Here is a 14,069-nt window from a genome sequence, read left to right as displayed (position 1 = left end):
TTACAGTTTCATGTCAAAAAATTTTCATTTGATTACTTCTTTTTGATTTTGTCCCAATAGGCTTTGAACGCCTGCTCGTTTTTATTTCTGCCGTATTCGTAATACTTCTTGTCCTTTAGGGCATCGGGCAGATATTGTTGCTCAACATAATGGTTCGGAAAATCGTGGGGATAAAGATAGAACTGTCCCTTGTTTGGGTTGTCATCTCCGTCACAGTGCCTGTTCTGCAATTGTCTGGGTACAGGTCCCGAGTTACCCGTTCTTATGTCAGCCAAAGCTCTGTTTATACCCATATATGCCGAGTTGGATTTTGGGGCATTGCACACCATAACCACGGCATCGGCAAGCGGAATTCTCGCCTCAGGAAGTCCGACAGCCTGCGCTATATCAACGCACGACTTTACAATCGGCAAAAGCTGTGGATACGCAAGTCCCACATCCTCGCTCGCACACACCATAAGTCTGCGACACGCACTCGGCAGATCGCCTGCCTCAAGCAGTCTTGCAAGATAGTGAAGTGCGGCATCGGGATCGCTTCCACGCATACTTTTCTGATAAGCCGAAATAATATCGTAATGCTCATCGCCCTCACGGTCATATCTGACCGCACTTTTCTGCACAAGCTGTTCAACGGTTTCAAGTCTTACAACCTTTTTTCCGTCAATTTCATCTGTTGCAATCACGGAAAGCTCAACGGCATTCATAGCCTTGCGAACATCTCCTCCGCAACCCGATGCTATTTTCTTTGCACATTCTTCGGGCATTTCAATATCCGTACCGCTCTCCTCGGCAAGAAAATCACTTGCACGGTAAACCGCCTTTTCAACCTCATCCTGATCAACCGGCTTAAATTCAAAAACAGTCGAACGGCTCAGAATTGCGTTATATACATAAAAATACGGATTTTCGGTTGTTGACGCAATCAGCGTGATGCTGCCGTTTTCAATGTATTCAAGCAAAGTCTGCTGTTGCTTTTTATTAAAATACTGAATTTCGTCAAGATAGAGCAGAATTCCGTTAAGCCCCGAAAAAGTGTTAAGCTGTGCAACAATCTCCTTTATGTCGGCAGTTGAAGCCGTTGTGCCGTTAAGCTTTTTGAGGGTACGGTTTGTCTTTTTGGCAATATATGTGGCAAGCGTAGTTTTTCCGACCCCCGAAGGACCGTAGAAAATAAGATTCGGAATATCTCCGCTTTCAATAATTTTACGCAAAGGTCTGTCGGGTGCAATAAGATGCTTTTGTCCCACAATGTCATCAATTGTCTTTGGACGAATCCTGTCCGCAAGCGGTTTGTTCATAATTTTTTCTCCCATGACTTCAAGTTGCGTATTTGATGTCAAGCCTCGTTGTTCTGTACTGTTTCCAAAAATAACTCTCACTCGTCTAATCCGTTCCAATCACTTGCGTGATTTCCTCGGCTTACTCCTCGCCGGTCGTTATTTTTGGGTACAGAACCTCGGCTCTTCTTGATGTCAAGCCTCGTTGTTCTGTACTGTTTCCAAAAATAACTCTCACTCGTCTAATCCGCTCCAATCACTTCCGTGATTTCCTCGGCTTACTCCTCGCCGGTCGTTATTTTAAGGCTCCGAACCTCGGCTCTTCTAATATAGTACATTTGTTCGGGTGATTTGTCAAGCAAAAAGTTACTGCTATTTTGTAGGGGAGAACCGTGTTCTCCCGTTCGTGTGCATTGCACACGATTGCACGCATTGCGTGCAAAATTGAATACACAATTTTCATCACATCAAAAATATATGTATAAACATTCATCAAGGCGGGCGGCCGATGACCGCCCCTACGGGTTTGTGACATTTATAAAATTTGTTTTAACATATAATTTGTACCATTACTTGCAGGCATACACAGTTCGCCCCTACATTTAAACGCAACTTCTATATATACAAAAAACAGTCGGGAGACAATGATTTGCATTTTGCAAACTGTCTGCCCGACCGCAATTTTCAATTTTCCATTTTCAACTTTCAATTTAAAAAAACTTCCGCTCGGGCATCTACGCTCTCGCCTTGAAACGACTGTATTCACGCACCGAGAACGGTGGCTCGCCGTTCATTTTCAATTTTAATTAATTCCCACAACTATTTTCTGAATTTTCGTGGCATCGGCAACCGTGATATCTCCGTCACCGTCACAATCGGCATTGCAAAGCTGTGTGTTGTCAAGCTGTTCAAGCTTTACTATATACTTCTGAACAAGGGTTGCGTCCTTAACGGCAATATCTCCGTCAAGGTCAACATCGCCGTTCAAAATCTTATCATTTTTGAGTGTAACAGCTTTGATAACAAATGTACCGCCGAGCATATCATCTCTCTCGGTTTTGTACCAGTCGAGCAGTTCACATGTTGTGCCGTTATATTTAATGTAGCTGTCGCCATAAGATGAATCATTGAGGAATGTCATTTTCGTTGCACTTGTAAGCCATTCGCCTACACCAAGCTGACTTGATTCCTCTGAATTTGTCTTGATTCTCACACCGACTGCACCTCTTCCGAGCGGTGCAACAAATCCGTTTGCATCAACAGACTGATAACCGCTGTATGCAACCTTGCCCGATGCAACAGACTTCCATTCGCTCTCATCATTTGAGGGAACACCGTCTCTTACGGGAATGTAGTAAATCTCATAATCCGCACCGTTGCTCTTTGTTTCAAAAAGCACCTTATCAAGTGTACGGCTGTTTTCGCCAAAATCAAAGCAATTGATGAATGTAATGTCGTTGCTGTCAACATAATTAAAGCTGTATGTAGCACCGTAGCGTTCATCCTGCAACAATGTCATATCGTCGGTAATCTCCGTCACCTCGTCAATTGTGAAATTCGGGGAATACTTTTCGCCGAAAATGTACTTATCCTCATATGAAAGCCAGAAATAACCGCCCATTGTGTTGTTATCGCCCCAGCTGTTGCGCACAAGCCATGCTCCGTTGTTCTGCGGTAACACACCTGTTCCGTTAGAAAATCTGTACCTGCTGAGATTATCGTTCCAACCCACAATGCTGATTGTATGGCCGATATAGTCGCCGTCATACGACTGCGGCATAAAGTAGGTTGTGCCTGCATTGTTAAAGCACTTGTTTGATGTGGCATATGACGCTGTCACCGAGCCGTTGTCGATAATTGCCTGCTTGATTTCGTTTGAATCAACGCCGTCAAGATAACGCAGTTTTGTTGTGCCGTATTTAGTCTTGTCGGCTGTCATATCATCGCCGTGAATATTTTTTGAAAAATCAATCTTACCGACATCGGCAATCTCTGCACCGCCCTGCCATGAGGTGAGATAGCCGGGATAAATATTTGTAAATCCGCCGTCACAGTATTTTCTCTGCCAGCCCTTACCGTTTGTCTGGGTTGTGGAACTTGCGTTTGCGTGGTCATGTGACATCTCGGTAACGGGATAGCCAAGCTTCAAAAGCTTTGTTTCAAAGCCTTCTGTGCCTGCAACCGCCCAACAATCGTTATACTGCTGAGCCTTGATAGGTGTTACAAAGCCGAGTTTTTTTGAGCTGAAATTACTCGGAAGTCCGTTTTCGTCAACAAGCGAATAGCCGATTGCGGAATATGCAGACGGAAAAGACGAATCCGAAGATTGTGCATTCTTTGTGACCGACTCAAAACCGTCATCAATTTCAGCCGCATTTACGCTTGCAATGCCTACCGAAATCATACACACCGCAGAAACCACTGCGGTAAATTTTTCAGCAAATTTTTTGTTCATAAAATCACCTGTATATAATGTAAAGTTGTGTGTTTGTTTTAGAATTATAATTTGTCTCTTTTTCTTCATAATAAAGAATTTAAATCTGAGCAGTTTCCGCTTTGCTTTATAACAAAGAATTTAATTTTGCTTAGCTTTATAACAAAAAATTTAAATCTGAACAATTTCCGCTTTGCTTGCAAGGAGCGGAAATTGTGACAGAAATAATCTATGATTGAATTATAACAAAACAAAATAGTCTTGTAAATAGAATACATAATATAAAATTGCACAATAATAACAATATACAAACAAATTTGCGAAACGGGGGATTATTTTGCAGTTCAGAACCGACCTTGCAATTGAGGCAAGAGAAATTGCAGGAGAAAACACAGGCGGTATTGAATTCAAAAAATACAGTGAAAACGGTCTTGAAATTTCACGGCTGATTGTAAAGAACCAAAAGGCAAGACAGGCACTCGGCAAGGAAATCGGCACATACATTACAATTGAGTTGCCGTCACTGACCGACAATTTTACCGAAACCGACAAACGGCTTGAAACCGTCGGCAATGAAATCAAACGGCTGTTGCCCGTAAACGGACTTGTGCTTGTTGCAGGACTCGGCAACATGGAAATCACTCCCGACTCACTCGGACCGAAAACAAGCCGACGAGTGCTTGCCACCCGTCACATAGGCGGAGAAATTGCCCGTTCAACGGGACTTGACCGACTTCGCCCCGTTGCCGTAATGCAGACGGGAGTCACGGGACAGACGGGCATTGAAACAGGCGAATACATTCTCAGCATTGTACGGCGGATAAGACCGACAGCCGTTGTTGCAATTGACGCACTCGCCTCACGCAGAACCGAAAGGCTCGGCTGTACACTTCAGATAAGCGACACGGGAATCTCACCCGGTGCGGGGGTGGGCAACCACCGAACCAAAATCACAAAGGAAACAATCGGAGTTCCTGTTATTGCAATCGGAGTGCCGACCGTTGTTGACGCACAAACACTTGCGGTTGACATTCTCGGCAATGACTGCAACCGAAAAACGCAGAAAATGCTTATGCCGCAGGGCAGACAGCTTGTAGTCATTCCGAGAGAAATTGACCTGCTCACGGAAAGAGCCTCAAGGCTCATAGCCTTTGCACTCAACGGAGCGCTGCAAAATGAATTTGATTTGCCCGACCTCATCTCGTTGATGTAAATCCACGCATATTTACACATATTCACCTACGGCATAGCATATATTTATTGCAGAAACCGATAGCCAACATATGTACGGATTGCAGGTGATTTTGTGAAAAGTGAAGGAACATCAAAAAAGAAACTGAAAAAAGCCTTAAAAACAAGCACAGCCGTTGTACTGTTGACAACGGCTGTTTTAAGCGTTATATACAGACTGCCTCTCTGCTTTGAATCACAGAATCCTGCGGCACTTGCCGCTGCCGCTTTTACTCTCACAAACGGAGAATACAAGCTTGAAAATTCAAAGGCGGAAAAGCCCACAGCTTCCGACCAAAAGCCCACAGAATCAGCCGACACAGAACCCACAGTCCCAAAAAATCACAAGCGTGACAAAAGCACCTATTACGATTCCTACGGCAACCATGACGGCGAGAACAAATACACAGTTGAGGAACGCACCATAGGCGACACGGGAACTCAGGTTGACAACTGCTTTGTCAAAAACAAAACGGGACTGTCGCTTGACTTTGACGGACTTCTTTCGGCAAAACTGCCGTTTTCAATTGACAAGGGCATAAACTCACCGCAGGTTCTTATCTACCACACCCACACAAGCGAGGCATATCTTGACGAAGATGTTGACTTTTTCTATGACAGCTTTTATTCACGCACAAACAACAACGATTTCAATGTTGTGGCAGTCGGAGATGCACTCACCGAACAGCTCAACAAGCGTGGAATAAAAACGGTTCATGACACGACAATTCACGATGAATCCTACAACGGTTCGTATGACCGAAGTGTTGACACAGTGTATAAAAATCTTGAAAAATATCCCGATATCAAGGTTGTTATCGACCTGCACCGTGATGCAATCGGAACGGACGAAAACAAGGTTAAGCCCGTGTTTACATACAACGGCAAAAAGGGTGCGCAGATTATGATTCTTGCGGGATGTGACACAGACGGTGAACGGGGTTTTGACTGCTGGGAGGAAAATTTAAACTTTGCCCTGAAAATCCAGGACAAAGCCGAATCCCTCTACCCCGATATGACCAGACCGCTGAATTTTGACTACTTTGCATACAATGAATATGTATGCAACGGTTCGCTGTTAATAGAAGTCGGCACAGAATCAAATTCCATTGACGAGGCAACCTACTCGGGCAGTCTGTTAGGCAACGCAATTGCCGATGTGCTTTTAAATTAACGACGAGCCGTCTTTCCCAGTTCGTGAAGACAGTTCGTAAATATCAAAAAACATATTATGCCCGAGCGTAGTATTGTAATTATTCGCACAATTCCACATATAAAAAACAGTCGGGAAGACATTGTTTTGCATTTTGCAAACTGTCTTCCCGATCTTTATTATAATCTTTTCAATTTACTTACGACTTTTTCCACGCTGACGGGGCGAACAGCAACATCAACGGGAACAATTCGAGTCTGCCTGCTAACATATCGAAAATCAAAATAATTTTTGACAAAATACTGAATTCCGAATAGTTGCCGACAGGGCCAACCATTCCAAGACCCGGACCTGTGTTGTTGATATTTGCGGCAACAGCCGTGAAATTCGTCACAAAATCCGTCTGATCAAGCGAAAGCACAAGCCAGCTTAACGCAAAGATTCCAATGTACAGCACAAGGAAAATTGAAGTTGACCTCATAACGTTGTGGTCAATCGCCTTGCCGTCCATTTTAACGGTCTTAACATTTCTCGGATGAACGAGGAGTGAAAACTCCTTTCGTGTTTCCTTAAATAGCAAAATAACTCTTGAAACCTTAAAACCGCCGCCTGTACTGCCTGCCATTGCACCGATAAATGTGATAATCATAATCACGGTTTTTGAAAATTCAGGCCAGTTATTGACATCCGTCAAACCAAAACCTGTTGTCGTGATAATTGACGAAACATAGAAAAAGCTCTGGTGAACCGCATCATATGCACTCGGATAAAGTGACCTGATGTTAAACGCAATCAAGGCTGTTGACAGCACGATAATTCCGAAATAAACCCACAGCTCCTGAATGCGGAAAGCCTGCTTAAACTTCTTCGCAAGAATGAGGATATACACGGAAAAGTTAATTCCGAACAGCATCATAAAAATCGCAATAACCGTTTGCAGATAGTTGCTGTATGACGCAATACCTGCGTTGGTAACACCGAAACCGCCCGTACCTGCCGTTGCAAAGCTTATGTTAAGTGCGTCAAAAACAGGCATTTTGCCTACAATCAGAAATATAAATTCAAGTGCAGTCAAGCCGAAATAAATTCCGTAGAGCAGCATTGCGTAATTTCTCATTTTCGGAACAGCCTTGCCCACAATCGGACCGGGGCTCTCGGCTTTCATAAGGAAAATATTCTGCTGACCGCCGAGCCTCGGGATAATCGCAAGCAAGAACACGATTACGCCCATACCGCCCAACCAATGGAGAAAGCTTCGCCACATAAGCATTCCATGGCTCAATGCCTCAACATCGGTAAGTATAGTTGAACCTGTTGTTGTAAAGCCCGACACGGTTTCGTAAAAAGCGTCAATAAAACTCGGAATCTCACCGCTCAGCCAGAACGGAAAACATCCTACAAAAGACATAAGAATCCAGCTTAACGCAGTAGCCGCAAAGCCTGCCTTCTGATAAAGCACGGGATTTTTTGGCTTTTTTACTTTTACGGCAAGCAAGCCCAAAAGTGCCGACAAAGCACCTACTCCAAGAAAATAAAGTCCCTCGTGTTCGCCGTATATAAATGAAGTAACGGTTGCAATCTGCATAGCCGCACCCTCGACAATAAGAACCCAGCCGAGGATATACACAATTAATCGTTTATTCATTACGCTCCCCTCAACGCTTTACAATATCTTCAAGCTTGCTAAGACCTTTTTGCATGGTAAGCACAATTACCGTGTCCTCAGGTTTAATCACATCCGTACCTTGCGGAAGAATAATTTTTCCGCCTCTGTTAATGCAGATAATCTGAAGATTAGCCTTCAGATTAAGGCTCATAATCGGAACATTCGTAACCCTTGATTCCGCATTAACCTTGAATTCAAGAGCCTCAACCTTGTCGTCGTTAAGGCGGTAAAGCGATTCAACATTGCTGTCGCCCGTATTCTGCATTGCTCTGATATATCTTGCAATATATTCGCCTGTAAGGCTCTTTGGATGAATAATACATTCAAAATTCTGATCATGCAAAAGCGGATCAAATGACGCATTATTTACCTTAGTAATCAATTTTGCCTTTGTAATGCCCTTTAGGTACATCGTTATGATAATATTTTCTTCGTCATAATCCATAAGAGCGGCAATGCCGTCAGCGTGTTCAACACCCTCCGAAAGCAACAGCGACTGATCCATGCAATCGCCCTGAATTATAACAGCCCCAGGTATAGCCTCCGAAAGAAAGTTGCAGCGTTCGGGATTTTTCTCGATAATTTTGACATTCGCACCGGATTTAATAAGCGTCTTTGCAAGGTAGAACGAAACCTTGCCGCCGCCGAGAAGGATAACATCCTTACTTCTGCCGATTGCAATACTGATACGCTTAAAGAATTTTGCGGCAATTTCGGGCTTTGCAACAACAGAAATCCTGTCACCGCCGTTAATAACAAAATCACCGTTAGGAATGAACATCTCATCCCCTCTCTCAACCGTACAGATTCTCACCTTACCTCTGAGGTTGTCAACTCTGCTCAAAGCAGTTCCGACAATTGACGAATTCTGCGGTACAGTTACCTTGATAAGCTCAACAACGCCCTTTGAGAACGAATCAATTTCAAGCGCACCCGAAAATCTTAACAGACGACTGATTTCATTAGCAGCGGTCTGTTCGGGATTGATTGCCATAGAAAGACCGAGATGCTCTTTGATTCTGTAAAGGTCGTTTGTGTATTCGGGATTACGCACTCTTGCAATTGTGTGGGTAACGCCTGCCGCCTTAGCCATAAGACACGAATACAGATTGATTTCATCCCTTGCAGTTGCGGCAATAAGCAAATCGGCATACTCTGCGCCTGCCTCAATAAGCACATCATATGTTGCACCGTTTCCCTCTATGCCGAGAACATCAAGCGAATTTGCAAGTTTATCGACTGCACCGTGGTTAATATCGACTACGGATATTTCATGTCCCTCCAAATTAAGCTCCGACGCTATCGAAGAGCCAACCTTTCCGCATCCAACAATTATAATCCTCATAAATTTTCCTCTTAACCAATATTTAAAAACAAGGTGCGGACCACTGAAAAAATTCACCCGTCCGCATATCAAAGTCATAATACACCTATTTTATACTAAAATCAATACCAAAATAGAAAGAATCCAGCTATATACAAATTTAATTTATTGTGCAAAACAGAAGAGCCGAGGTTCTGTACCCAAAAATAACGACCGCAACATATTTTGTCGAGCATTAAATTATGACCGCATGCACAAATTATAATGTTATGTATTCATTTGTAGTGGCGAACCTCGTTCGCCAATCGCAACGATTGTAAAATCGGTGCGAGCTAACACAATACATTGTTTCTCAACATATCATTTTATATAACAAAAATTGCATCAGAGCCTTTCTCGGGCATCTGATGCAATCTCTTTATCTAACTATCTTCTCGAATAGACAGCGGTGGCACACCGCCGACCTTAATTTTACATTTTTAATTTTCCATTTTCAATTCAGAACAAAAATTACTTATTTTTGTTCCGGATGTATTCGTCAATAGCGGCTGCGGCTGTTTTGCCTGCACCCATTGCGAGGATAACCGTTGCAGCGCCTGTTACAGCGTCACCGCCTGCATATACGCCCTCACGGGATGTAAGACCGTTTTCGTCAGCGATGATACCGCCCCACTTCTGAGTGTCAAGTCCCTTTGTTGTAGCCTTGATAAGCGGGTTAGGTGATGTACCGATTGAAATAACAACAGCGTCAACATCAAGAACGAACTCACTGCCGGGGATTTCAACAGGTCTTCTTCTGCCGCTTGCGTCAGGCTCGCCGAGTTCCATTTTAATGCACTTCATACCCGTTACGAACTCATCTTCGTTGCCGAGAATTTCAACAGGGTTATTGAGGAGCTTGAAGATAATTCCCTCTTCCTTGGCATGCTCAACTTCTTCCTTACGGGCAGGAAGCTCTTCTTCGCTTCTTCTGTAAACAATATAAACCTCTTCTGCGCCAAGACGCTTTGCACAACGAGCGGCATCCATTGCAACATTACCGCCGCCGACAACTGCAACCTTCTTTGCGTGCATAATCGGAGTTGTGCTGTCATCCTTATAAGCCTTCATAAGGTTTGTTCTTGTGAGGAACTCATTTGCCGAGTAAACACCGCAAAGGTTCTCACCGGGGATATTCATAAATCTCGGAAGACCTGCGCCCGAACCGATAAATACTGACTCAAAGCCGTAATCGTCCATAAGCTCGTCAATTGAGAGAACTCTGCCAATAACCATATTTGTTTCAACCTTAACACCGAGCTCTTTAAGTGTGTCAACTTCCTTCTGAACGATTGACTTTGGAAGTCTGAACTCAGGGATACCGTAAACGAGAACACCGCCTGCAAGGTGAAGAGCCTCAAATACTGTTACATCGTAACCCTTCTTTGCAAGGTCGCCTGCACAGGTAAGGCCTGCAGGACCTGAACCGACGATAGCAACCTTGTGACCGTTTGACTCAGGCTTATTTACCTTAACATCTGTCTGAGCGTTGTGCCAGTCGGCAACAAATCTCTCAAGTCTGCCGATTCCGACAGGCTCAGTCTTGATGCCTCTTACGCACTTTGACTCACACTGTGACTCCTGCGGACAAACACGACCGCAAACAGCAGGAAGTGAGCTTGACTGCGAAATTACATCATAAGCGCCTGCAAAGTTGCCCTGAGCAACCTCTTTGATAAAATCGGGGATTGCGATATGTACGGGACAACCGTTTACGCAAGGTCTGTGCTTACAGTTAAGGCAACGCTGAGCCTCCTCAATTGCAACTTCTTCCGTGTAGCCTGTTGCTACCTCAAGAAAGTTTTTATTTCTTACATTAGGATCCTGTGATGGCATATGAGCCTTTTTTGGTGACATATTTGGCATGATTACTCAACCTCCTTCTTGAACAGATTACATGTTTCTTCGTGTGCATGACGCTCAAACGGCTTGTACATTGCGCCACGCTTCATAGCCTCGTCAAAATCAACCTTAAAGCCGTCAAAGTCGGGGCCGTCAACACAGGCAAACTTTGTCTGTCCGTCAACTGTAAGACGACAGCCGCCGCACATACCTGTGCCGTCAATCATAATCGGGTTCATGGAAACTGTTGTGGGAATATTGTAAGGCTTTGTTGTTTTAACAACAAACTTCATCATGATAAGCGGACCGATTGTAATAACGAGGTCATAGTCCTCGCCTGCCTTAATCATCTCTTCGAGAGGAGCTGTAACAACGCCCTTTTGACCGTATGAACCGTCATCTGTCATAAGAATGAACTTGTCTGAGCAAGCCTTGAATTCATCTTCAAGAATAACAAGATCCTTGTTTCTGAAGCCGACAATTGAGTGAACCTCACAGCCGATTTCGTGGAGCTTTTCGGCAACCGGAAGTGCAATTGCACAGCCAACGCCGCCGCCTACAACGCAAACCTTTTTAAGACCGTCTGTATGTGTGGGAACACCGAGAGGGCCTACAAAATCGTGAATATAATCGCCTTCGTTAAGGTGATTGAGCTTTTCTGTTGTTGCACCGACAATCTGGAAGATAATACGAACTGTGCCGGCCTCTCTGTCATAGCCTGCAACCGTAAGCGGAATACGCTCACCGTTCTCGTCAACACGGAGAATGATGAACTGTCCGGGCTCTGCCTTTTTGGCAATAAGCGGAGCGTCAATTTCCATAAGTGTAACGGTTGGATTCAGAGATTTTTTCTTAACTATCTTGTACATTCTCTTTTACCTCTTTTCCTTTCTGCGAGTGCCTCGCACCCTATTCGTGCAGACAGTCTTACTTTTCAAAAACTTTTAATGCCCGAACGTAACTCTGCAAGCACCTGTACATTCTGAAAAGCGAGTGCCTCGCACCCTATTCGTGCAGACAGTCTTGCTTTTCAAAAACTTTTAATGCCCGAGCGTAGCCTTGCAAGGATTTTATGCTAAAGCACAACTCGGCAAAATTTGACAGTTTTCAAAAACAAGAATCTCGCAATTGATATTTTCCTATAAAATAAAAATCGGAATATGCCTAATGTATTCCGAACACCTTGTCGAATTAATTTTAGCACAATTATATCTGCGTTTCAAGTGAATTTTGATGATTTTTACATATAATCTTTGCCATTTCACCAAACAAACAGCCGATTCTGCCGTTATTTTTTTCACAACCCCCCAAAAAGCACAATTCAATCAATTTTTTAAACCAAAGAATAATTTTTGCACATATGAAAACCCTAAAAAAAGAATACAAATGAAAGGGACGGTCATATGTCGGGAAACAAAAGAAAGGTTGTACTTGTGGGAACGGGAATGGTCGGAATGAGCTTTGCCTATGCGGCACTCAATCAAAATGTGTGTGATGAGCTCATTATGATTGACCTCAACGAAAAGCGTGCCGAGGGTGAGGCAATGGATTTGAACCACGGGCTTGCATTTTCGCATTCAAGCATGAAAATCCGTTGCGGAGGTTACGGTGAATGTGCCGACGCCGACATTGTTGTAATCTGCGCAGGTGCAAATCAAAAGCCCACCGAAAGCAGGCTTCAGCTTTTGCAGAAAAACGCAGTTGTATTTTCTTCAATTGTGCCAAAGGTTGTGCAAAGCGGTTTTGAGGGAATTTTCCTCGTTGCGACAAATCCCGTTGACATTATGACACGGGTGACCTATGAACTTTCTGGATTCAATGCGTCAAAAATCATCGGCACGGGAACTACACTTGACACGGCACGGCTCAGATATCTTCTCGGCGAATATTTTGAGGTTGATCCACGCAACATTCACGCATATGTAATCGGCGAACACGGAGACAGCGAATTTGTTCCGTGGAGTCAAGCACTCCTTGCCGCCAAACCGCTAAAGGATGTCATGCGTGATAACCCAAAATCGTACTATATGGAGGAGCTTGAGCAGATAAGCGATGATGTGCGTTGTGCCGCCCACAAAATCATTGAGGCAAAGGGAGCAACCTACTACGGCATCGGTATGTCAATCGTTCGTATCGTCCGTGCAATTCTTCAAGATGAAAACAGCGTTCTGACAGTATCGGTTCGTCTGCGTGGCGAATACGGGGGCAAGAAAGATGTGTTCATCGGCAACCCGTGCATAGTAAGCGCAAACGGTGCAAAACGCATTTTGGAACTTAAATTAACCGAACAGGAATTGCAAAAGTTAGATAACTCCTGCACAATTCTGAATGACAACTTTAAAAAATTGAAATTATAAAAACCCTGTATTGTCTGTAGTGGCGGATATTACCCGCCCTACGAAACAGCAACGACTTTTATATAAAAAATCGCATCAGAGCTTTTTCGGGCATCTGATGCGATTTCTATATTATACTATCTTCTCGAATTGGTAACGGCGGCTCGCCGTCAACTTTCAATTTGAAATTCGTCAGAACGGCAAAAGCCCTAAATCTTCAAGCAAAATCTTGAGTCCAAGCAAAATCAATACTGCACCGCCTAAAAATTCTGCTTTTGACTTATACTTTGCACCGAATACATTGCCTATTTTGATGCCGACAGCCGAAAGTATGAATGTTGTTGTGCCTATAATTGCGATTGCAGGTACGATATCAACATCAATACACGCAAACGAAACGCCTACCGCAAGGGCGTCAATACTTGTTGCAACGGCAAGGGGCAGCATTGTCTTGACCGAAAACGAATCGTCAAGCTGTTCTTCCTCACCGAAAGCTTCTCTTATCATATTTGCACCGATAAGTGCAAGCAGGATGAATGCAATCCAATGGTCAATGCTTGTGATGAGCCACTCAAACTGCTTTCCGAGAAGATAACCGATAAGCGGCATAAGCGCCTGAAATCCGCCAAACCACAATCCGACAGTAATTGCGTGTTTAGGTCTTAACTTACGCACGGAGAGCCCCTTGCAAATTGAAACCGCAAATGCATCCATAGACAAGCCGATGCCGAACAGCAGTAATTCCACAAAACTCATAATATTATCCTC

Annotated in this window: 10 protein-coding genes; 3 read left to right on the top strand and 7 right to left on the bottom strand. The window is 43.9% G+C overall.

Features of this window, described 5'->3' with window-relative positions:
* Positions 1-32: 32 nt before the first annotated feature.
* A complete protein-coding gene (locus WMO31_RS06560; protein WP_015522878.1) occupies positions 33-1,298 on the bottom strand; it encodes a replication-associated recombination protein A in 1,266 nt (421 codons plus the stop codon).
* Positions 1,299-2,079: 781 nt separating this feature from the next.
* Complete coding sequence (locus tag WMO31_RS06555) at positions 2,080-3,732, bottom strand: lectin like domain-containing protein (RefSeq protein WP_367999415.1); 1,653 nt, start codon at positions 3,730-3,732, stop codon at positions 2,080-2,082.
* 316 nt (positions 3,733-4,048) lie between these two features.
* Here WMO31_RS06555 and gpr point away from each other — a divergent pair, with 316 nt between their 5' ends.
* Together gpr and spoIIP are read left to right on the top strand one after the other, a co-directional pair.
* Positions 4,049-4,924 carry a GPR endopeptidase gene (gene gpr / locus WMO31_RS06550; RefSeq protein WP_046433046.1) on the top strand — a complete coding sequence of 292 codons (876 nt, stop codon included), beginning with the start codon at positions 4,049-4,051 and terminating at the stop codon, positions 4,922-4,924.
* A 93-nt stretch (positions 4,925-5,017) separates the two neighbouring features.
* Positions 5,018-6,115 (top strand): stage II sporulation protein P, encoded by a 1,098-nt coding sequence (gene spoIIP / locus WMO31_RS06545; protein ID WP_367999414.1) that lies wholly within the window; start codon positions 5,018-5,020, stop codon positions 6,113-6,115.
* A gap of 178 nt (positions 6,116-6,293) precedes the next feature.
* Here spoIIP and WMO31_RS06540 read toward each other — a convergent pair whose 3' ends face one another.
* From WMO31_RS06540 to WMO31_RS06525, 4 genes are all read right to left on the bottom strand, one after another.
* A complete protein-coding gene (locus WMO31_RS06540; RefSeq protein ID WP_367999413.1) occupies positions 6,294-7,739 on the bottom strand; it encodes a TrkH family potassium uptake protein in 1,446 nt (481 codons plus the stop codon).
* 10 nt (positions 7,740-7,749) lie between these two features.
* Positions 7,750-9,105: a Trk system potassium transporter TrkA gene (trkA, locus tag WMO31_RS06535; RefSeq protein WP_021883221.1), complete on the bottom strand. Its 1,356-nt coding sequence runs from the start codon at positions 9,103-9,105 to the stop codon at positions 7,750-7,752.
* 489 nt (positions 9,106-9,594) lie between these two features.
* A complete protein-coding gene (gltA, locus tag WMO31_RS06530) occupies positions 9,595-10,989 on the bottom strand; it encodes an NADPH-dependent glutamate synthase (protein ID WP_367999412.1) in 1,395 nt (464 codons plus the stop codon).
* A 2-nt stretch (positions 10,990-10,991) separates the two neighbouring features.
* A complete protein-coding gene (locus tag WMO31_RS06525; protein ID WP_015522883.1) occupies positions 10,992-11,834 on the bottom strand; it encodes a sulfide/dihydroorotate dehydrogenase-like FAD/NAD-binding protein in 843 nt (280 codons plus the stop codon).
* A gap of 534 nt (positions 11,835-12,368) precedes the next feature.
* Between WMO31_RS06525 and WMO31_RS06520 the strand changes: the two genes are divergently transcribed.
* Positions 12,369-13,322: an L-lactate dehydrogenase gene (locus tag WMO31_RS06520; protein ID WP_015522884.1), complete on the top strand. Its 954-nt coding sequence runs from the start codon at positions 12,369-12,371 to the stop codon at positions 13,320-13,322.
* Positions 13,323-13,493: 171 nt separating this feature from the next.
* On the opposite strand, the gene WMO31_RS06515 is transcribed toward WMO31_RS06520, so the two are convergent.
* On the bottom strand, positions 13,494-14,057 hold the full coding sequence (locus WMO31_RS06515; protein ID WP_101070182.1) for a manganese efflux pump MntP: 564 nt from the start codon (positions 14,055-14,057) through the stop codon (positions 13,494-13,496).
* Positions 14,058-14,069: the final 12 nt, after the last annotated feature.

Origin of the sequence: Ruminococcoides intestinale (assembly GCF_040095935.1) — a bacterium.
Lineage (GTDB): Bacteria > Bacillota > Clostridia > Oscillospirales > Acutalibacteraceae > Ruminococcoides > Ruminococcoides intestinale.
This window is presented reverse-complemented; position numbering and strand designations above follow the sequence as displayed.